A 19,440-nucleotide genomic window follows, 5' to 3' on the forward strand; every position below is an offset into this window, starting at 1 on the left:
ATAACCCTTCGCTTAGCTAAGGACCGCACACGGTGCAATTCTGGCGCGGCCCCGCGAACGGGCGGCGGTCGCGGTGCCTGACTTCAGCGCCGGCGCCCCGACTTCAGTAGCATGGCCGCTGATGCGCGCTCTGGGAAATGTCGTCCGCTTCGGTGCGGTGGTCATCGTGGCAACGCTGGCGCTGGCCGGGTGCAGCGGTAAGGGTACGTCCGGCACGTCGTCGCAGGATTCGGCGGCCCCCGAGGCGTCTTGGACTCGCCCCGACGCGCCGCCAGACCCACAGACACTGCTTCGCGCCGGTGCCCTCGCGACCTCGCAGGTACCCGACAGTGTGCTGATCTTCATCGAGAGTCAGACCAGCGACGCCGGTACCTGGAAGGCCGGCGTGGTCACGGCCGACGGCACCGAACACCAGGTCAAAATCGATTCCGACGGGGTGTCTGTCCTGGTCGGCCCCACCGTGACCGAGGACAGTGACGCCGACAAGTCCAAGCGGCGCGCCAATGTGGACGGTACCCATCTGGACTACCGCAACGCCGTGGAAAGGGTATTGCGGGCAGTGCCCAACAGTTCGATCACCGAGCTGAGCCTGCTCGACATGAACGGCACCGTCGTCTGGGAAGCCGACGTGTGGGACGACCAGCTGACCGAACGCGACGTCACCGTCGATGCGGCCTCGGGGGCCGTCACCGCCAACCGGCAGGTCTGATTCGGCGGTCCAGCTTCGTCTCTCCTGCGTCGAGCCTCGCTAACCGCCGGTTCTGATTCGGCGGTCCAGCTTCGTCTCTCCTGCGTCGAGCCTCGCTAACCGCCGGTTCTGATTCGGCGGTCCAGCCGCTCAGAGCACGCCGGTTCGGCCCGTGATCGGCGGCAGATCGGCCAGCGTGACGATGCCCGGTTCAGCTGCGACCACCGACGGAACCGCGTTGGTCACCGGCATCGCGGTGTAGATGGATCCCAGACCGTTGAAGTTCGGCTCGTTCCAGTCCTTGGGCGGCAGGCAGTTGATGACGGTGCGCATATTGGGCAGTCCGAACACCTGGATGACGTGGCCGTGTGCCACCGGCTTAGGTGGGGTGACCTGGTTGCCCATGATCCAGTTGAAGCCAACGCTGACCACGTTGCGCGGCCCCACCCAGCCGCGGTGATAGCCGAAGACACTGCCCACCGTGCCCGCCGGGATCTTCATGAAGCCCAGGTCGCTGTCCCCGGTCGCGGCAGTGAACTGCACATCGAAGGTGATGCGGTCCAACTGTGCGCCGATCGCGTCGGCCATCATCGCCGCGGACTCGGCAAAAACCTCACTCTCGAGGCGGACGCTTTCAGCCAGCCCGGGGGTGTCGGGATCCTGGGCGAATCCCATCGCCGCCATGGTGGCCGCCGACTCGTACGTCGAGCAGTCCACCGACTCGGTGATCCGGATCTCGTCGACCCGCTCGCAGGCCCCGGACAGCACCATGCCGACCATGTTGGTCAGCCCGGGGTGCGCGCCGCTGCCGAACATGGTGGAGTTCCCGGCCCGGCAGGCGTCCTCGATGCGCTTGCGGTCTTCGGCGCTCTGCTTGCCCCCGGTGATCCAGGCCGCGGTTGAGCACACGTTCACCCCGGCCTCGAGCAGTGCGACCAACTCATCGATGCTGGGCCACAGGGGGTTGTAACAGCACGCATCTGGATTCAGCGCGATCAGCGCATCGATGTCATTGGTGGCGGTGATCCCGGTCGGTTCCGCCCAACCGGCCAATTCGGCGGCGTCCACCCCGACCTTGTCCTTGCCATGGGCGTAGACCCCGACGAGCTCCATGTCGGGACGGCCGATGATGGCGTGCAGCGAGCGCTGACCGATGTTTCCGGTGGTCCATTGGATGACGCGAAGCGGGCGATCGAAAGTGGGCATCATGCTCCTCGGTGACGGGTGTACCCAACATTATTGGGGTGCGGTCCAAGAGTGTTTGTGGCAGCCTCGGACGACGTGACCGGCACCGTATCCCAAACCCTGACCCTGCGTACCGCTACCGATGACGATTGGTCGGCGATGTCCGTGCTGGCCGCCGTGGGCTTTGGAGAGGACTGGGACGCCGAGTCGATGGTCGCCTGGCGGACCCTGACGACCCCCGACAGCTCCATCGTGGTCTGCGACGGCGATGAGGTGGTCGGCATGTCGGGCTACCTGGATCTGGAGCTGACGGTGCCCGGCGGAGCGGTGTTGCCGACGGCCGGGATCAGCTTCGTCGTCGTGGCCCCGACCCATCGGCGCCGGGGTGTGCTTCGGATGATGTACACCGAATTGCACCGGCGCATTGCCGATTCGGGCTATCCGATCGCGGCGCTGACCGCCAGCGAGGGCGGCATCTACGGGCGGTTCGGCTACGGCCCGGCGACGGTGGACCACGAGCTGACCATTGACCGGCGGTTCGCCCAGTTGCACGCCGACGCACCCGACCCCGGTGGCGTGCGGCTGGTCAAAGCGGGTGGGTGCCGCGACGAATTCGCCGCGGTCTACGAGCGGTGGCGCCAGCGTGTCCCGGGCGGTTTGGCGCGCCCGCGGCCGCTCTGGGATGACGTGCTCGCCGACCGGGAGAACACTCGTGACGGCGGCACCGAATGGTTCGGGCTGCTGCATCCTGACGGCTATGTGCTCTACCGGGTGCACGGTGAGCATCCAAAGTCGGTGCGGGTCGGCGAGTTCCGCGCTGTCACCCCGGCCGCGCACGCCGCACTGTGGCGGGCGCTGCTCGGGCTGGACCTGATGGGCAAGATCATCGTCGAGACCTTCCCAGACGATCCGATGCCGTATCTGCTGACCGATACCCGGTTGGCCACCACCACCGGGCGCTCGGACGCGCTGTGGCTGCGGATGATGGACATTCCGGCGGTGTTGAAGGCGCGCCGCTACTCCTTGGCGGTGCCAGAGCTATCCGTCGTGGTGGCGGTGCACGACGGATTCCGCGGCGACGGTGGACGATTCGCCTTGACCATCAGTGAGGGAGTGGCCGACTGCGTCCCGACCGAGGCCGAAGCCGAGGTGGAGCTGGACCTGGACGTCCTGGGCAGCCTGTATCTGGGGACGCATCGGGCATCCGTGCTCGCCGCGGCGGGCAGACTGCGCTGTCGCGACGACGCCCTGGTTCGCCGACTGGACGCGGCGTTCGTCAGCGACGCCGGCGCCCAGATCGGCTACCACTTCTAGGGGCTACAGTTTGGCCAGGTCGTAGCCGCCCAGGTTGTCGATCAGCACGTGCAGCTGATCCTGCGACGAGCCCAGGGTGTGGTCGATCGCGGTGAGCCGGGCGGCCAGGTGGCCGACCGGATACTCCCAGGTCACCCCTATCCCGCCGTGCAACTGGATGGCTTCCTGCGCGATGTGGCGCCCGGAGCGGCCGACCTGCAGCTTGGCGCGCGCCGCGATCACCGGATCGTAATTGTCGTCGGCGAGCGACATCGCCGCGTACATGCTCATGCTGCGGGCCAACTCCAGCGACACGTACATGTCGGCGGCACGCTGGGTCAGGGTCTGGAAAGTGTTGAGCGTGACCCCGAACTGCTTGCGCGTCTTGAGATAGTCGGTGGTCAGCCGCAAAGCCTCTTCCATCGCTCCGACGGCCTCGGCGCACAGTGCCGAAGAGATGCGGATGACGGCGCGCTCGATGGCGGCCGAGGCGTCGGTCGCCTCACCCAGCGCGGTAGCCGGCGTGTCGGCGAAGTCGATCTGGGCGCCACGCTGGCCGTCGAAGGTCCGGTAGGGCGCCCGCGTCGCACCGTCGGCGCCCGCGTCGACCAGGAACAGTCCGGTCCCGCCGTCGGGCAACGCGGCGCTGACCACCAGCGTGTCGGCGCGATCCCCGGTCAGCACCGGGTTCTTACGCCCGCTCACCCGCCACGAATCGCCTTGCGGCACAGCCGTGGTGGCCACCTTGCCTGCGGTTCCCCGCATGCCCGGCTCGGTGTGGGCGAACGCCAGGATCTGCTCGCCCTCGGCGACAGAGTCGAGCAGCGCGCGCTGCTCGGCGGTGCCGCGCTCGGCGATCAGTGCGCCCGGCCCGAGTGCTCCGTGTACGACGGGCTCCGGGGCCACCCGCCGGCCGACCTCGGTGAGCACCACCATGATCTCCAGCGGGCCGGATTCCTGCGGGTCGAAACCCAGACCGAGAATTCCGATGTCCGCCAGTTGTTTCCACACCTCGGGGTTGAAGCCGGGCTCGGCCTCGATGACCTTGTTGCGGGTCTCGGTGTCATAGCCGGACAACATCGAACGGGTGGTGTCGCGCAGCAGAACCTGCTCGTCGCTGAGTTGGAAGTCCATAGCTGTCATACCTCCTAAAGGCCGAGAATGGTCGACGCGATGATGGTGCGCTGTACCTCGTTGCTGCCGCCGTAGATCGAGGTCTTGCGGTAGTTCAGATACGTCGGTGCCGCGTCCTGCGCCCAGGTGGGCGTTGCGATGCCGTCGCCGGCCTCGAAGGGCAGGACATCGGGACCGGCCAGCTCTACGAACAGCTCGGTGGCGGCCTGCTGCAGCTGGCTGCCCTGCAGCTTGAGCACCGACGACGCCGGGTTCGGCTTGCCGTCGGCGGAGTCGCTCGACACTCGCATCTGGGTGAGCTCCAGTGCCAGCAGATCGTTTTCGAGTTCGGCGACCCGCGCGGCGAACAGCGGATCATCGAGGGCCCCCAACGCCTTGGCGCGCTGCTTGAGCTCGGCGACCCGCACCTTGGTGCGGGTCACCCCGGCGATGCCGGTCCGCTCGTTGCCCAGCAGGAACTTCGCGTAGGTCCAACCGTGGTTCTCCTCACCGACCAACTGATCGGCGGGCACCCGTACGTCGGAGAAGAACACCTCGTTCACCTCGTAGCCGCCGTCGATCAGCTTGATCGGCCGCATGGTGACACCCGGTGTGTCGACCCGGAACAGCAGGAAAGAGATACCGGCCTGCTTCTTGGGTGCCTGCGGGTCGGTGCGCACCAGGCAGAAGATCCAGTCCGCGTACTGGCCGAGCGTGGTCCAGGTCTTCTGCCCATTGACGATGTAGCTGTCGCCGTCACGCACCGCCGTGGTGCGCAGGCTTGCCAGGTCGGAGCCGGCTTCTGGCTCGGAAAAGCCTTGGCACCACCAGATGTCCAGGTTGGCCGTGGCGGGCAGAAAGCGCTCCTTGATCGCCTGGGAGCCGAATTCCGCGATCACCGGGCCGACCATCTTGGCGTTGAAGGTCAGCGGTTCGGGCACCGAGGCGAGCTGCATCTCGTCATGCCAGATCTGGTGCTGGGTCAGCGTCCAGTCCTTGCCGCCCCACTCGACCGGCCAGTTCGGTACCGCAAGGCCGTTGGCGTTGAGGATCCGCTGGGTGGTGACGATGTCCTCGGGAAAGTTCGAATGGCCCAACCGGCTGCGTTCGCGAATGTCAGCGGGGATCTCGGTGGTGAAGAAGGTCCGCATCTCGTCGCGGAACGCTGCCTCCTCCGCGCTCAGTGCCAGTCTCACGTCGACCTCCCGGTTGGTTGGGTGAACTCACGGTTGGTATGCACCCTAATCGCCACTTCCGCGGCCGTTCGGGGGAGGGCTTACCGTGCGCTTTTGTAGGCTGGACCTCATGAGACGGTGGGTCGTCGCGCTCGGTGTTCTGGTCTTGTCTCTCGTGTCGTGCTCGGCGGAGCCCGCGGAGAAGGCCAAGCCGGACTCGCCGGCGGGGGCCCGGCAAACGCCGGCCCCGCGACCGGCCGCGCACATCGGGCAGACGCTGGACCTGATGCGCATCGGCGGGCAGAAGATCGCCGTGACGTTGACAGAGGTCATCGCACCAGCGACGGTCCCGAACGGCTGGGGCGCGGCCGGAAAGACCTACCTGGCCACCAAGGTGCGGATCGAGAACGCCGGAACCACGACCATCGTCGGCAACAGCAACAGCGACGTGACGGTGGTGGGTTCCGATGATCAGAACTACCAGGCCGACTTCGCCACCGTGACCGAATGCAAGGACTTCGCCTACGGCTGGTTTCTGATCCCGGCCGGATCGTCGAACACAGGTTGCGTGGTCTTCGCACTGCCCACCGGGGTCACGGCGTCGAAGGTGCGCTACGCGCCGTCGTCGGGCATCTCGCAAGACGTCGGGGAGTGGCTGAACCCGTAACGGCGGTGACGGCTGGCGTCGCGGCAGGTTGCGCACAGTCCCGGATTGATCCACAGATCAGCTGGGATCGTGAGGTGAGCGAACCGGTCTGACGGTGCGGGCACCTACCGTCGGGCGCATGGCATCCGAACTGCCCGGCGAGCGGCTACAGCGTCGACTCGGCCTGCTGCCGGAATCCGACCATGGTGAGCACAGCTCCGAAGCCGACGACGAGGCTGACCCGAATTCATTGCTGCCGCGGTGGTTGCCTGACGGCGCAGCCGACGCGGGCTGGCTTGCCAAAGTGCGGGCCGACCCGGGCCGGGCCGGTGCCATCGCCTTGGCGGTGATCGCCGCGGTCGCGGTGCTCATCACGGTATTCACCGTGCTGCGTGATCAGCCTGCGCCGGTGCTCAGCGCCAAACTGCCACCGGTGGAGATGGTTTCGACTGCCAGCCCGCGCACCGACGAATCGGCCGCCAGTGTCGCGGCGCCGCCCGCTGAGCAGGTCGTGGTCAGCGTGGTCGGCCTGGTTCACAAGCCGGGTTTGGCGACGTTGTCGCCCGGCTCCCGCATCGCCGATGCGCTGACCGCCGCCGGCGGGGCGCTCGACGGTGCCGATACGGTCGGCCTGAACCTGGCCAGGATCCTGGTCGACGGCGAACAGATCGTGGTCGGTCTGGCACCGCCGGCCGGGCTGCCGGTACTGGGCAGTTCGGTCGGGGCCGTCTCGCCGGTTCCGGAGGCACCCCGCACCAGCACCGCGCCAACCGGTCCTGAGCCCAAATCCGGCGAGTCGGTCAACCTCAACACCGCGACGGTCGAGCAGCTCGACGCCCTGCCCGGGGTGGGGCCGGTGACGGCGGCCGCCATCGTGGCCTGGCGCGACGCCCACGGCAAGTTCACCCGCGTCGATCAGCTCGGCGACGTCGACGGGATCGGCCCGGCGCGCCTGGAGAAGCTGCGTGCCCTGGTTCGCGTCTGAGCGTGACACCGCCCGCGGCCGAACCGACACCAGTGGCCCGGCTCGACGTTCGGCTGGTGCCGGCGGCGGTGGTGGGCTGGCTGGTCACGGCGGCCGGCATCCAGTGGCAGATCGGCGGCGTGCTGGCCGTGCTGTGCGCCCTGCTGGGTGTGACGGCCGGGGTGTTGTGCGGCTACGCCGGGCGGCTCCGGCGTCCCGGCTGGCGGCTGGCGGGTGCGGCGGTTGCCGCGGCATCGATGGCGGGCGCGGGCTTCGGATGGGCTGTTGCGCTGCGTACCGCCTCCGTCGAGCACCACCCGATCACCGCGGTGTTCGGCACGGTAGCGGCGGTGACGGTCACCCCGAGCGAGAGCCCGCTGCCGGCCGGCGCCCGGCGGGTGATGTTCCGGGCCACCCTGCAGCGCGTCGACAACACCGCAGCGTCCGGCCGGGTGGTGGTATTCGCCTCCGGCGTCGACTTCGGCGAGGTGATGGTCGGCCAGCCGACGGCGTTCCGCGCCAAGGTCGCCCGCCCGGCGCGGCGGGACCTGTCGGTGGCGGTGCTCACGGCCACCGGCGCTGCGGTGCGCGGCCAGCCCGGGCCGGTCGCACGGGCGGCGCATCGGGTCCGGGCCCGGTTCGCGGCCGCCGCCGCGCGGGTGCTGCCCGACGAACAGGCTCGGATGTTGCCCGCGCTGGTGCTCGGTGACACCTCGGCGATAACCGTCCCCACCGGTCGGGACTTTCGGGCCGCAGGCCTGACGCACCTGATGGCCGTCTCCGGTGCCAACGTGACGATCGTCTGCGGCGCGGTGTTGTTCTCGGCGAGGCTGGTCGGTCCACGGACGGCGGCCGTGCTGGCCGCGGGAGCGCTGGTGGTGTTCGTGATCGTCGTGCAACCCACGGCCAGTGTGCTGCGGGCGGCGGTGATGGGGGCCATCGCGTTGTTGGGCGTGCTTTCGGCGCGCAGTCGCCAGGCCGTGCCGAGCCTGGCCGCCAGTGTGCTGGTGCTGCTGGCGTTGGCCCCACACCTGGCCGTGGATGTCGGGTTCGCGCTGTCGGTGGTGGCCACCGCGGCGTTGGTGCTCGTCGCGCCGGTGTGGACGGCCCGGCTGGTGGCGCGCGGCTGGCCTCGGTCGCTGGCCGCCGCGGTCTGCGTGGCATGGGCCGCCAACCTGGTCACCGCGCCGTTGATCGCCGGCATCTCCGGGCGGCTCAGTCTGGTCAGTACCGCGGCCAATTTGGCGGTGGCGGCGCTGGTCGCGCCGATCACCGTGTTGGGCAGCGCGGCGGCGGTGTTGTGCGGGTGGTGGCCGGCGGGCGCCTATCTTTTGATCCGTTTCACCGGACCGGAGTTGTGGTGGGTGTGCCGTATCGCGCGCTGGGCCGGTGCAATGCCTGCCGCCACCGTGCCGGTGCCGGGAGGAGCGGCCGGGGTCGTCGGGGTCGCAGCTGCCGCAGTGTTGGTGGTGATTTGTTGGCGCTGGCGGTGGTGCCGCCGGGTGCTGGCCGTGATGGCGCTTTTCCTATTGGCATGGTCGGCAGCGCAGGTGCTGACCGCCTGGGCGGGTGTCGGCACAGCGTGACACGATTGGCGGGTGAGCCAACCGGTTTCGCCGCTGCATCTGATCCTCGGGGACGAGGAACTGTTGGTCGAGCGGGCCGTTGCCCAGGTGTTGGCCGGGGTGCGGGCCCAGGCCGGCAGCACCGATATCCCGGTGGACCGGTTGCGAGCCGGTGAGGTGGCGGCGGGTGAACTCGCGGAGCTGTTGAGCCCGTCGCTGTTCGCCGACGAACGGGTGGTGGTGCTCGAGGCCGCCGCCGAAGCAGGCAAGGACGCCGTGACGCTGATCGAAGCGACGGCCGCCGACATTCCGCTGGGCACCGTGCTGGTGGTGGTGCACTCCGGTGCGGGGCGGGCCAAGGCGCTGGCGGGCAAGCTGCGGGAACTCGGCGCCGAGGTGCACGCCTGCGCCCGCATCACCAAGGCCTCCGAACGCACCGACTTTGTTCGCGCCGAGTTCCGCGCGCTCAAGGTCCGCGTCGACGACGACACTGTGGCGGCGTTGCTCGACGCGGTGGGCTCCGATATCCGCGAACTGGCCTCGGCGTGTTCGCAGCTGGTCGCCGACACCGGCGGGCACGTTGACGCCATCGCGGTGCGCCGCTACCACAGCGGCAAAGCCGAGGTGAAAGGGTTCGACGTCGCCGATCGGGCGGTCGTCGGCGACGTCGCCGGTGCCACCGAGGCGCTGCGCTGGGCGATGATTCGTGGCGAACCGCACGTGGTGCTGGCCGACGCCCTGGCAGAGGCGATTCACACCATCGCCCGGGTGCGGTCCAAGTCTGGTGATCCCTACCGGCTGGCCGGTGAATTGGGCATGCCGCCCTGGCGGGTGCAGAAGGCGCAGAAGCAGGCCCGTTTTTGGTCGCCGGGGACGATGGCGGCCGCGGTGCGGCTAGTGGCCGCCCTCAACGCCGACGTCAAAGGCGCCGCAGCCGACGCCGACTACGCGCTGGAGGCCGCGGTCCGTGGGGTCGCCGAGCTGGCCGACCGCTGACCCAGGCAACACGAAGGCCCCTGTTCCGATGTGGAATCAGGGGCCGCCGCTTGCGGGCAATCCGCTAGGTCAGAGCTGGTTGAGCGCCTTCGCCAGGGCCGACTTCTTGTTGGCAGCCTGGTTCTTGTGGATGACGCCCTTGGTGGCGGCCTTGTCCAGCTTGCGGCTGGTCGAGACCAGCAGCTCGCCGGCCTTGTCCTTGTCGCCGGCTGCGGCGGCCTCGCGGAAGGCGCGGATCGCGGTGCGCACCGCGGACTTCACCGACTGGTTGCGCAGCCGGGCTTGCTCGTTGGTCCGGTTGCGCTTCACCTGCGACTTGATGTTGGCCACGGAGTAATTCCTTCGCAAAAGCTTGAGTTGGGTTTGCCTCCCGAGGCGGGAGCAACAGCTGTTCAGGGTACCAGCTGGTTCGGCAACTCCCCAACTCGACTCAGCTGCGGGCGGTCACCTCGACTCGATGCAGGTCGTCGCCGAGTTCGATCGGCCCGTCGAACTCCGCGGCGGCCAACGCCCGCCACTGCTCCTCCTGTCCGGGCGCGATAGCGGGCACATAGTGGGTCAGCACCAGGGTGCCCACGCCGGCCCGTCGGGCGGTCGCGGCCGCCTGGGGCACCGAGGAGTGGTAGTCGCAGATGTCGCGGATGCGCTGCTGGGGCAGCAACTCGATGAGGTCGCTGCGGATGACGGTGTGCACCAGCGCATCGGCTCCGGCCGCCAGCTCGTCGAGGCTGTCGCAGGGCACGGTGTCGCCGGCCATCACCACCGAGGCGGTCCCGTTGTCATCGGAGTGCTCGATCCGGAAACCGATGGTCGGCGTCACCGGCCGATGGTCGGTGGGTGCCACGGTGATCTGCACCTGGTCGCGATCCCAGACCAGACCCGAGGTGTGTTCCTGCACGTCGACGGGGGGCGGGGTGGTCAGATCGTCGTGATGGGCAATGCGGTAGCCGATGTCGTGACCGAAAGCTCGCAGGGTCGCCTCAACCACCTCCGCGGTGCCCGGTGGCCCGATGATCGGCAGCGGCGGGGCGTCGGGGGTGAAAGTGGTGACCCATCGGGTGATCAGCAGATCGCCCAGGTCGGCGATGTGGTCGCTGTGCAGGTGGGTGAGCAGAAGTGCCGACAGGGTGTTGGCCGAGCCGCCCGCCGCTGCCAGGCGCTGCAGCACCCCCCGTCCGCAGTCGACCAGCAGTTGCTGGCCCCCGGCTCGGACCAGGGTCGACGGTCCGGCGCGGTTCGGGTCGGGGATCGGGCTTCCGGTGCCCAGCAGGGTGATCTCGATCGTCATGCGTCACATATGCCACAGATTTCGGCTGCGCGCCATGCGATCGACGGAGTTTCGTTATCGCCACCCAGGTCCGACCGAAATGGCCTAGCCTGGTGTGAAGCAGATCACTGCGGCGGGAGGCTTCAATGCGGATCGCGGATGTATTGCGGAACAAGGGTGCGGCGGTGGTGACCATCCATCCGGATGCCACGGTCATGGAGTTGCTGGCTGGCTTGGCCGAGCACAATATCGGCGCCATGGTGGTGATCGGACGTGAGGGTTTGGAGGGGGTGGCCTCCGAGCGTGACGTGGTACGCCAGTTGCACGTCCACGGCGCCAGTCTGCTGGCCCGGCCGGTGTCGGCCATCATGACCCGACTGGTGGCGACCTGCGCCAAGGCCGACTCCGCCGACGACGTCAGCATATTGATGACCGAACACCGCGCGCGTCACATACCGGTGCTCGAAAACGGCCGATTGGCGGGGATCGTCAGCATCGGCGACATCGTCAAGTCCCGGATGGAAGAGCTGCAGGCCGAACACGAGCAACTGCGCGACTACATCGCCCAGGGCTAGCAATCGCTAGCCGGCCGCAGCGAGTCGCCGATCAGCCGGCATCGTCAGCTCCATGAATATTCGCTGCGCAATCGGGCGGCCACCACCTCGAACACCGAACGCTCCAGGATGGCGCCTTCGCGCCGGATCGATTCCTCGGGCACGTCGAGCACCCGGTCGAGTCGCACCCAGCTGACCCGATGGGCGTCATCCCAGCTGCCCGCGCCGATGCCGACCCAGTTCGCGTCCTCGGCATGCCGTTGCCTGCTGGACAGCATCAGGCCCAGCAGCATGTTGCGGTCGCGGCCGACGACAAGCACCGGTCGGTCCTTACCGCGGTCCGGCTCGTCCTCGTAGGCCACCCAGGTCCAGACGATCTCGCCCGGGTCGGCGCGACCGTTGAGATCGGGAGAGTAGACCAGCCGGCGTGCGCGGTGCGCGGTGGGAACACTGCTGTCGGTCACCGGGCGGCCGGAGGCGATTTCGGTAGCCGGCTCCGATGTCGCGCCGCTGAGCATCTCCAGACCGATCTTGATGCCCTGCTCGATGCCGCGCTGGATGCGCTGTTGTACCAGCGGTGCCTGCTCGAGTTGGCGGATGAACCGTGGGGCTTCGTTGAACACCAGGTTCTCCGCGAATCGCTGCACCGACTCCCATGGGGTCTTCCGCGGGGAAGCCATGCTCGCAGCATAGGCGAAACCCGTTTCGGGCACCGGCGTGCGCGCTTTCGTGGCGGCGCCGCAGCGACACCGATTCCGTGACGTGAACGTAAACAAAGCACACAGGAATCTATACGAAAACTGAAGTGCCACTTGTGTTGTCCGTAGAGTTACATCGGCGTACGGTACGGGAATAGCGATTCACAAGGGGGCTTCTTCTCAACGGGGCGGGCGCCGGCGTCAGCTAGGCGGAATATTTCAGGCGGTGAGTGGAAGTCGCCGACAAACTGCAGTCTGGGGAGGGTCTTAGCTTTTCCTCCGGGGGTACTTGAAATGGGGAAAGTCACCGCCCGGAGCGACATGTACGACATGGCGTTCGCCGGCAACTGATGCCTTGGTTGAGTCCGGTGTGTGTTCGCCCGGGCTCGTCTGCGCACCGACGGGCTATCAGGAGGTATATGGATTTGGGCACCTATCTCGCAAGGTTCCAATCGAACCAAGATTCGTGAAACTGACAGAGCCCCTACGGATTTCAGTGGCGGTGCTGGGGGGCTCCTGGGCGGACTGCCGCCAAAAAGAAGGACATTCGCGAAAGGCATTGAACATGAGCATGCGCAAATTCGTCGTCGTTGGAGGCTTCGCCGCCGGCGCCGCGTTCGTAGTGGCGCCGTTGGCATCTGCCGACACCGACCCCTTGTCGCCCATCGTCAGCAGCGAGATCGGGTCGATGAACTTCCTCTTCGGCACCGACACGTTGCTGGCGGGTGTGCCTGCCGGCGACATCAATACTCCTGCAGGCGACTTCGACACCATCAAGTCGGCAGCCATCCCGACGGTGCAGGGCGACGGCAACACCCTGTTCGACTACCTGGTCTACGGACTGAACCCGGCCATGGCGGGACTGGCCTCCGATCCGGGCGCCTATAGCGTCTTCAATGGCGCGATGGTCCCGCTCGACGACAGCATCAACTCGCTGTTGTACGCGCTGATGAACAACGGCGATGTGCTCGACTGGACCAGCGGCGATCTGTTCGGCGGCGACAGTGCGATGGACATCGCCAGCAACGCCGACACCGGCTGGGCGGAGGCCGCCAACTACCTCAGCTTCGCTTGGGGTGACTTGATGGGCTACTTCGGCATCTTCGACTCCTAATCGCAGCCCGAAGCGAAACCCCCGGAGGATCCTCTCCGGGGGTTTCGTCCTGCCGTCGACGCCGTCGGTCCGGCCGTTCACTTGGGGGTGTTCAGGCCGTCGGATGCTGTGCATGGGCGGGCGGCGACGTGATCCTGAGCACATATTGACCTGCGCAAACGCGGGGGACGTCTGGGGAATTCGGGGAAGTGCCCGAGGAAACCAAGGCGAAAGTGAACATTAACTTGTATTGATCACAGGTCCTTGTTAGATTTTATCCGGCTTACAGCAACGGTGCTGGGGGGAGCTTCCGGCGGGGGTTGGGGAAACCGGCCGCCGGGCAGCAATAGTGAAGGGCATTTGGGGGGATGGACATGCGGAAAATCGGCGTGCTCGGCAGCTTCGTCGCTGGTACGGCACTTGCGTTGGCGCCGCTGGCGGCTGCCGACACCGACTCGACCGGCTTCGACTTCAGCGCTGTGCTGGCGGGCGAGATCCAGTCGATGAACTTCCTCTTCGAGTCGCAGGCCACCATGGCCGGCGTCGGGGACAAAGTCATCGACGCCTCCGAGGCCAACCCGTTCCTGACCATCGACAAAGACGACGTGAACGCCGCCTTCGGCACGCTGCTCTACGGCGTGAACTGGGAGAATGAGATCTCCTCCGACCCGGGCGCCTACAGCCTGCTCAACGGCGCGTTGACGCAGTTCATCGACGGCAACAACGTGCTGTTGTTCGCGATCCTCAACGGCGGCGACCAGATCGACTTCGAAAACGCCGCTGACTACCTGTTCGGGACCGACGCCGCGATCGCCGCCGGTCTGGCCGGCGAAAGTGCCTGGGAAGATGCCGCGCTCTTCTTCCAGGCGGGCATGGCCGACATCGGCGGCTACTTGGCAATTGACCTGTAATTGGCGATCGGAAGCGCAAACCCCCGGAGATGGGTCTCCGGGGGTTTCGTTTTGAAGCCACCGCCTCGCTACCCTGACTAGGCAGTAGGCACCACCGCCCCCCGTTCACCAGGAGATTCCCATCAGTAGTTTCGCCGACCAGACCTTCACCGCGCCGGCGCAGATACGGAACTTCTGCATCATCGCCCACATCGACCACGGCAAATCCACCTTGGCCGACCGAATGCTGCAGCTCACCGGCGTCGTCGACGACCGATCGATGCGGGCCCAGTACCTGGACCGGATGGACATCGAGCGCGAACGCGGCATCACCATCAAGGCGCAGAACGTTCGGCTGCCCTGGACGGTCAAGGAACCGCGTAACGGTGCTGCGGCCGGCGACTACGTGCTGCATCTGATCGACACGCCCGGACACGTCGACTTCACCTACGAGGTGTCGCGTGCGCTGGAGGCCTGCGAGGGCGCCATCCTGCTGGTCGACGCCGCACAGGGCATCGAGGCGCAGACCCTGGCCAACCTGTACCTGGCGCTGGACCGTGATCTGACCATCATTCCGGTGCTCAACAAGATCGACCTGCCCGCTGCCGACCCCGAGCGCTACGCCGCCGAACTGGCCCACATCATCGGGTGCGAGCCCGAAGACGTGTTGAAGGTATCGGGCAAGACCGGCGAAGGCGTGGCCGAACTGCTCGACGAAGTGGTCAAGCAGGTGCCGGCACCCACCGGCGACGCCGACGCGCCCGCACGGGCGATGATCTTCGACTCGGTCTACGACATCTACCGCGGAGTGGTCACCTACGTCCGCGTCGTCGACGGCAAGATCACCCCGCGCGAGAAGATCGCCATGATGTCCACCGGCGCCACCCACGAGCTGCTGGAAGTCGGCATCGTCTCCCCTGAACCCAAGGCCACCAAGGGGCTTGGCGTCGGCGAGGTGGGTTACCTGATCACCGGCGTGAAGGACGTGCGCCAATCCAAGGTGGGTGACACGGTCACCTCCGCACGCAACGGCGCCACAGAGGCGCTGACCGGATACCGCGAGCCCAAGCCGATGGTCTATTCCGGGCTGTACCCGGTGGACGGCTCGGACTACCCGAACCTGCGCGAGGCGCTGGACAAGCTGCAGCTCAACGACGCCGCCCTGACCTACGAGCCGGAAACCTCGGTGGCGCTGGGCTTCGGTTTCCGGTGCGGCTTCCTGGGCTTGCTGCACATGGAGATCACCCGAGAGCGGCTGGAACGCGAGTTCAACCTCGACCTGATCTCCACCGCACCCAACGTCGTCTACCGGGTGATCAAAGAAGGCAAGGGCGGCGAGTCCGACGAGATCGTGGTGACTAACCCGTCGGACTGGCCGGAGGGCAAGATCCGCACCGTCTACGAGCCGGTCGTCAAGACCACCGTGATTGCGCCGAGTGAGTTCGTGGGCACCATCATGGAGCTCTGCCAGTCCCGCCGTGGGGAGCTCGGCGGCATGGACTACCTCTCCGAGGAGCGGGTCGAACTGCGCTACACGTTGCCGTTGGGCGAGATCATCTTCGACTTCTTCGATTCGCTGAAGTCGCGCACCCGGGGCTACGCCAGCCTGGACTACGAGGAGGCCGGCGAGCAGGAGGCCGAATTGGTCAAGGTCGACATCCTGCTGCAGGGCGAGGCGGTGGACGCGTTCAGCGCGATCGTCCACAAAGACTCGGCTTCGGCCTACGGCAACAAGATGACCACCAAGCTCAAGGAGCTGATCCCGCGCCAGCAGTTCGAAGTACCGGTACAGGCCGCGATCGGCTCGAGAATCATTGCCCGCGAAAACATCCGGGCTATCCGCAAGGACGTGTTGTCCAAGTGCTACGGCGGTGACATCACCCGTAAGCGCAAGCTGCTGGAGAAGCAGAAAGAGGGCAAGAAGCGGATGAAGACCATTGGCCGGGTCGACGTACCGCAAGAGGCCTTCGTCGCGGCACTGTCCACCGACAGCGGGGGCGGCGCCGGAGACAAGGCCAAGAAGTAGTGACCGCCCGGGCAGGCGCAATCGCGGCGGGCGCGGTGGCCGTCGTGCTGCTGGCCAGCGGGTGCACCACGGTGGTCGCCGGGACCGTCCGGCCCGCAGCGGGATTGGCGCCCACCCCGGTGAGTGGGATGGCGGTCCGGCAGGTGTTGCTCGACGATTCCGAGCTGTCGAAGCTGACCGGCCAGCCCTTCCGCAGCGATCCCTCCCTGCCGCCGCGGTTCGGCGGTCTCGATGAACTGCCGGACGCGTGGGAGTCCGCGGCGCCGGAAGACTGCGTCGGCGCAGCGGTGGGCGGTCAGCGCAGCGTGTACAGCTCTGCCCGGGTACGCGACGTCGCCCATGAGTTCTGGGACAGCTCGAGCGACGGCGACTCGCCGCTGACCGGGGTGGGCGAGGCGGTGATCGCACTGGACAATGCCGCAGACGCCGGCGAGCTCTTCGAGAAGTTCGTCCAGCAGTGGGGCAGCTGCGACGGCGTGGTGGTGACCCGCGACAGTGGAGCCGACAGCGAGGCCAGCGGCGAGATCACCGAGGTCTCCAACCAGGATGCGGTGCTGGTGGCCACCGTGCGCACCACCGTGGACGGCGAAGCGGGACTGCGGGTCTCGCGGGCGCTCGCCGCGCGGGTGAACTGTGTCGTCGACGTCGACGTGTTCTGGTTCGTCGAGGAGGACGACCACTCCGGTGCTCCGCCGGCCGGCGACACCACAGCCGCCGACCTGGCTCGGGCGATGCTGGACAAGGTCCGCAACCTCAGCGGCTGACCGCCCGGGCCGAGCGCTACATCGGCGCGTTCGCGGGCTGGAAGCCTCCGGTGGAGTCGGCCTCCTCCTCGGCGCGGATCACGTGGACGACCGCGTTGATCAGCGCCAGGTGCGTGAAGGCCTGCGGGAAGTTGCCCAGGTGCCGGCCGGTGCGGGGCTCGATCTCCTCGGCGTAGAGGTGCAGCGGGCTGGCGAATGACAGCAGCCGTTCACACAGATGCTTGGCCCGGCTGACCTCGCCGATCTCCACCAGTGCCGAGACCAGCCAGAACGAGCAGATGGTGAAGGTGCCTTCGGCGCCGGACAATCCGTCGTCGGTCTCCTCGGTGCGATAGCGCAGCACCAGGCCGTCTTCGGTGAGCTCTTCGGCGATCGCCATCACGGTGGCGCGCACCCGCGGGTCGTCGGCCGGCAGGAACCGGGTGAGCACCACCAGCAGCAACGATGCGTCCAGCGCCGGGTTGCCGTAGGTCTGGGTCAGCACGCCGCGGGAATCGACCCCGTTGGCCAGCACATCCGCCTTGATCTCCTCGGCGATCGCGCGCCACTGCTTGGCGTAGGAGACCGCGCCCTGTAGCTCGGCCAGCTTCGACCCGCGGTCGAGCGCCACCCAGCACATCACCTTCGATGAGGTGAAGTGCTGCGGTTCGCCGCGCACTTCCCAGATGCCTCGGTCGGGTTCGCGCCAGTGTTTGATCGCCTCCTCCACCTGGCGTTTCAGTACCGGCCACAGGGTTTCCGGGATCTGCTCGCGGGACTTGGCGTGCAGGTAGACCGAGTCGAGCATGGTGCCCCAGATGTCGTGCTGCTGCTGGTTGTAGGCACCATTGCCGATCCGCACCGGACGGGCGTTGTCGTAACCGGACAGGTGGTCCAGCTCTTGCTCGACCAGTTCGTGCTCCCCGCCGACGCCGTACATCACCTGCAACGGGTGTTGCTGCCCGTTGTTGACGCCGGACACGTCGGCGATGAACGAGAAGAAGTCGTCGGCCTCGCGGTCCAGCCCCAGCGTGTACAGGCCCCACAAGGTGAACGCCGAGTCACGTACCCAGCTGTACCGGTAATCCCAATTCCGTTCGCCCTGAGGTGTTTCCGGCAGCGACGTGGTGGGCGCGGCCAGCAGGGCTCCAGTGGGTGAATAGGTCAGGCCCTTCAGCGTCAGCGCGCTGCGCTGCAGATAGGAGCGCCACGGATGGTCGGGGAAGTTTCCGATGTTGATCCATTGCCGCCAGCACTCGGTGGTGTTCCACATCTTGTCGGCGGCTTCGGCATAGCTTTGCGGCGCAGGGTGTTTCGACCAGCTCAAGGCCACGAAGACGTCGTCGCCCTCGGTCAGTCGGGTGCGGGCCCGGGCCTCGCGGCCCTCCAGTCCCAACCGCAGGTTCGTGGTCAATCGCAGCGTCGGGTGGGCGTCCGGGTTCTGCCGGGCCCGCGCGATCGCCTCGCCATAGGCGTTGGCCGAGTATTCCCAGGTGGCGCTGGTGCGGTGATAGTCGAAGGCCGGCTCGCAGCTCATGGTCAGCTCGACGGTGCCACTGACGCAACGCACCGTGCGCAGCAGGATGTGTTCGGCGTCCCAGTCGGTGGGTGTGCGCCGGTGGGTCTGGGACCGTGCTTCGATGTCGTGCCACTTACCCATCACCAGCGCGTCCCGCACGATCAGCCAGCCGGTGTGGGTCTGCCAGGTGGTTTCCATGATCGGACTGCCGGGCAGGTAGCGCCGTGCCGCGGGCACCGAGACCCCGTACGGCCCGAGCCGAAAGTGCCCGGCGCTGCGGTCCAGGATGGCGCCGAAGACGCTGGGGGAATCGGGGCGTGGCAGGCACATCCACTCCACCGAGCCTGCCGCCGAGATCAGGCAGGTGTTCTCGCAGTCCGACAGGAATGCGTAGTCGGCGATCGGCGGAAACGGGTTGCGGACCTGACTCGGTGTCGCCGCATAGGGCACCGGGGCGGTCGCTGACAGAGGAGGCGTCGGAGCGGCGGTGTTGGAGCCACCGGCGGGGGTGATGATCTCCGGGGCGGTCTTGGCGGGTGCATCGCCCGGCGGGGTGTGCAGATCCATTCCGCCATCATCTCTGGCCTCATGCCGTGCGTCTACCCGGATCGGCCGATCGTGGCTTCGGCTGCGGCCCGGCAAGACGACAGCGGCGACCCCATTCGCCCGGCTGCGCCGCATTTGCGATCGCCGCGCTGGGGCGATGGCGGCGACCCCATTCGCCCGGCTGCGCCGCATTTGCGATCGCCGCTACAGTAGGCAGGGTGGTGGGCTTCCTGAGCTGGTGGGACGGTGTTGAGCTGTGGCTGTCCGGCCTCGGCTTCGTGGTGCAGACCGCGGTGGTGATGCCCGTGGTGTTGTTGCTGGCCTACGGTCTGGCCTCGGTGCTGGACGCGGCATTGGGGGAGGGAATCCGGGTGCAGGAGCGTGTCCGGCACGGTCGCGACGGTGGGGCCCGCTGATGCCGCGTTCGCAGGTCACGTTGGTGCTGGTCGGCCTGATTGTGCTGGTGATCGTCAGTTGGC

General features: G+C 67.4%; 19 protein-coding genes. 12 read left to right on the plus strand and 7 right to left on the minus strand.

The features are described from left to right. The first annotated feature begins 121 nt into the window (after nt 1-121). Complete coding sequence (locus tag ACKY0W_RS07650; RefSeq protein ID WP_409437052.1) at nt 122-709, plus strand: PepSY domain-containing protein; 588 nt, start codon at nt 122-124, stop codon at nt 707-709. Between the two features lie 129 nt (nt 710-838). Here the strand turns inward: ACKY0W_RS07650 and ACKY0W_RS07655 are convergent, their stop codons facing one another. Beyond that, on the minus strand, nt 839-1,894 hold the full coding sequence (locus ACKY0W_RS07655) for a dihydrodipicolinate reductase (protein ID WP_409437053.1): 1,056 nt from the start codon (nt 1,892-1,894) through the stop codon (nt 839-841). A gap of 75 nt (nt 1,895-1,969) precedes the next feature. Here ACKY0W_RS07655 and ACKY0W_RS07660 point away from each other — a divergent pair, with 75 nt between their 5' ends. Continuing rightward, entirely contained in the window at nt 1,970-3,187 is a 1,218-nt protein-coding gene (locus ACKY0W_RS07660; RefSeq protein ID WP_409437054.1) for an enhanced intracellular survival protein Eis, read from the plus strand. A 3-nt stretch (nt 3,188-3,190) separates the two neighbouring features. Here ACKY0W_RS07660 and ACKY0W_RS07665 read toward each other — a convergent pair whose 3' ends face one another. Both ACKY0W_RS07665 and ACKY0W_RS07670 read right to left on the minus strand, forming a co-directional pair. Then, the gene (locus tag ACKY0W_RS07665) at nt 3,191-4,300 is read right to left on the minus strand and encodes an acyl-CoA dehydrogenase family protein (RefSeq protein ID WP_409437055.1); all 1,110 of its coding nucleotides are present in this window, start codon (nt 4,298-4,300) and stop codon (nt 3,191-3,193) included. Between the two features lie 14 nt (nt 4,301-4,314). After that, nucleotides 4,315-5,475 carry an acyl-CoA dehydrogenase family protein gene (locus ACKY0W_RS07670; RefSeq protein ID WP_409437056.1) on the minus strand — a complete coding sequence of 387 codons (1,161 nt, stop codon included), beginning with the start codon at nt 5,473-5,475 and terminating at the stop codon, nt 4,315-4,317. Nucleotides 5,476-5,584: 109 nt separating this feature from the next. Between ACKY0W_RS07670 and ACKY0W_RS07675 the strand changes: the two genes are divergently transcribed. The 4 genes from ACKY0W_RS07675 to holA all read left to right on the plus strand — a co-directional run bounded on the left by ACKY0W_RS07675 (nt 5,585) and on the right by holA (nt 9,625). Further along, nucleotides 5,585-6,121 (plus strand): DUF4352 domain-containing protein, encoded by a 537-nt coding sequence (locus ACKY0W_RS07675; protein WP_409437057.1) that lies wholly within the window; start codon nt 5,585-5,587, stop codon nt 6,119-6,121. Between the two features lie 118 nt (nt 6,122-6,239). After that, complete coding sequence (locus ACKY0W_RS07680; RefSeq protein WP_409437058.1) at nt 6,240-7,085, plus strand: ComEA family DNA-binding protein; 846 nt, start codon at nt 6,240-6,242, stop codon at nt 7,083-7,085. A 2-nt stretch (nt 7,086-7,087) separates the two neighbouring features. Next, on the plus strand, nt 7,088-8,650 hold the full coding sequence (locus ACKY0W_RS07685; protein WP_409437059.1) for a ComEC/Rec2 family competence protein: 1,563 nt from the start codon (nt 7,088-7,090) through the stop codon (nt 8,648-8,650). A 12-nt stretch (nt 8,651-8,662) separates the two neighbouring features. Then, nucleotides 8,663-9,625 carry a DNA polymerase III subunit delta gene (holA, locus tag ACKY0W_RS07690; protein ID WP_409437060.1) on the plus strand — a complete coding sequence of 321 codons (963 nt, stop codon included), beginning with the start codon at nt 8,663-8,665 and terminating at the stop codon, nt 9,623-9,625. 69 nt (nt 9,626-9,694) lie between these two features. Here holA and rpsT read toward each other — a convergent pair whose 3' ends face one another. Then, entirely contained in the window at nt 9,695-9,955 is a 261-nt protein-coding gene (gene rpsT, locus ACKY0W_RS07695; protein WP_046286530.1) for a 30S ribosomal protein S20, read from the minus strand. A 100-nt stretch (nt 9,956-10,055) separates the two neighbouring features. Next, nucleotides 10,056-10,913, minus strand: a complete 858-nt coding sequence (locus tag ACKY0W_RS07700) for a ribonuclease Z (RefSeq protein ID WP_409437061.1) — start codon at nt 10,911-10,913, stop codon at nt 10,056-10,058. 125 nt (nt 10,914-11,038) lie between these two features. Here ACKY0W_RS07700 and ACKY0W_RS07705 point away from each other — a divergent pair, with 125 nt between their 5' ends. Further along, the gene (locus ACKY0W_RS07705; protein ID WP_409437062.1) at nt 11,039-11,467 is read left to right on the plus strand and encodes a CBS domain-containing protein; all 429 of its coding nucleotides are present in this window, start codon (nt 11,039-11,041) and stop codon (nt 11,465-11,467) included. Between the two features lie 44 nt (nt 11,468-11,511). Here the strand turns inward: ACKY0W_RS07705 and ACKY0W_RS07710 are convergent, their stop codons facing one another. After that, nucleotides 11,512-12,126 (minus strand): type II toxin-antitoxin system PemK/MazF family toxin, encoded by a 615-nt coding sequence (locus tag ACKY0W_RS07710; RefSeq protein ID WP_409437063.1) that lies wholly within the window; start codon nt 12,124-12,126, stop codon nt 11,512-11,514. A gap of 583 nt (nt 12,127-12,709) precedes the next feature. Here ACKY0W_RS07710 and ACKY0W_RS07715 point away from each other — a divergent pair. The 4 genes from ACKY0W_RS07715 (at nt 12,710) to ACKY0W_RS07730 (ending at nt 16,917) form a co-directional block, all read left to right on the plus strand. Beyond that, a complete protein-coding gene (locus ACKY0W_RS07715) occupies nt 12,710-13,258 on the plus strand; it encodes a hypothetical protein (protein WP_409437064.1) in 549 nt (182 codons plus the stop codon). 353 nt (nt 13,259-13,611) lie between these two features. Beyond that, nucleotides 13,612-14,148, plus strand: a complete 537-nt coding sequence (locus ACKY0W_RS07720) for a hypothetical protein (protein ID WP_409437065.1) — start codon at nt 13,612-13,614, stop codon at nt 14,146-14,148. A 115-nt stretch (nt 14,149-14,263) separates the two neighbouring features. Beyond that, a complete protein-coding gene (gene lepA, locus ACKY0W_RS07725) occupies nt 14,264-16,153 on the plus strand; it encodes a translation elongation factor 4 (RefSeq protein WP_406758637.1) in 1,890 nt (629 codons plus the stop codon). After that, nucleotides 16,153-16,917 carry a sensor domain-containing protein gene (locus tag ACKY0W_RS07730; RefSeq protein WP_409437066.1) on the plus strand — a complete coding sequence of 255 codons (765 nt, stop codon included), beginning with the start codon at nt 16,153-16,155 and terminating at the stop codon, nt 16,915-16,917. The genes lepA and ACKY0W_RS07730 overlap by 1 nt, the downstream gene beginning before the upstream one ends. A gap of 16 nt (nt 16,918-16,933) precedes the next feature. Here the strand turns inward: ACKY0W_RS07730 and ACKY0W_RS07735 are convergent, their stop codons facing one another. Further along, a complete protein-coding gene (locus ACKY0W_RS07735; RefSeq protein WP_409437067.1) occupies nt 16,934-18,982 on the minus strand; it encodes a glycoside hydrolase family 15 protein in 2,049 nt (682 codons plus the stop codon). 197 nt (nt 18,983-19,179) lie between these two features. Between ACKY0W_RS07735 and ACKY0W_RS07740 the strand changes: the two genes are divergently transcribed. Beyond that, nucleotides 19,180-19,377 (plus strand): hypothetical protein, encoded by a 198-nt coding sequence (locus ACKY0W_RS07740; RefSeq protein WP_047320021.1) that lies wholly within the window; start codon nt 19,180-19,182, stop codon nt 19,375-19,377. The last annotated feature ends 63 nt before the right edge of the window (nt 19,378-19,440 follow it).

Source organism: Mycobacterium sp. SMC-14 (genome assembly GCF_046250075.1).
Taxonomy (GTDB): Bacteria; Actinomycetota; Actinomycetes; order Mycobacteriales; family Mycobacteriaceae; genus Mycobacterium.